Annotated in this window: 1 protein-coding gene; it reads left to right on the plus strand. The window is 43.6% G+C overall.

Annotation, left to right across the window (positions count from 1 at the left end):
• Positions 1-239 precede the first annotated feature (239 nt).
• Positions 240-814, plus strand: a 575-nt coding sequence (locus RAC86_RS39360; protein ID WP_377887033.1) for a phosphotransferase family protein, incomplete at its 3' end; no start/stop codon positions are given.

Consider the following 814-nt stretch of genomic DNA (forward strand, 5'->3'; position numbering starts at 1 on the left):
GTAAACGGCATCGGAACGGTTATCTTATATTTAGCATCAGATCTTAAGAGTTTTGCTTGACGAAGTTTGTGCTATAGCGCTAAAATTTAAAGGACGGCTATTGATTAGCATATGAGACTCTCAATAGCTGTCTTTTTTATTTTTATACGATTCGTACGAAAAAGGCATTCGCTGGATAGACTAGAAACGATTAGCCTTAATTCTAAAATATTTTAAGAAATGATGGGTTGAACATTGATATGAACTGGTTGGGACAATTACTAGGTAGCGATTGGGAGATCTTCCCCGCCGGAGGAGCTACAGGAGATGCATATTATGCGAAACATAACGGGCAGCAGCTTTTTTTAAAACGTAATAGCTCACCTTTTTTAGCTGTTTTATCCGCCGAAGGCATTGTTCCGAAGCTGGTTTGGACAAAACGGATGGAAAATGGGGACGTCATTACGGCCCAGCACTGGATGACCGGCAGAGAGCTGAAGCCCAAAGATATGAGCGGACGGCCCGTTGCTGAATTGCTTCGTAAAATACACACATCAAAAGCCTTGCTGGACATGCTGAAGAGACTTGGAAAAGAACCGCTGAACCCGGGGGCTCTTCTGTCTCAGCTGAAGCAGGCTGTATTTGCTGTGCAGCAATCTTCGCCGCTGATTCAAGAAGGAATCAAGTATTTAGAAGAACATCTGCATGAAGTGCATTTCGGTGAGAAAGTCGTTTGCCATTGTGATGTCAATCATAATAACTGGCTATTGTCTGAAGACAACCAGCTGTATTTAATTGACTGGGACGGCGCCATGATCGCTGATCCGGCGATGGA

The sequence above is a fragment of the Bacillus sp. LR_5 genome (assembly GCF_042709275.1).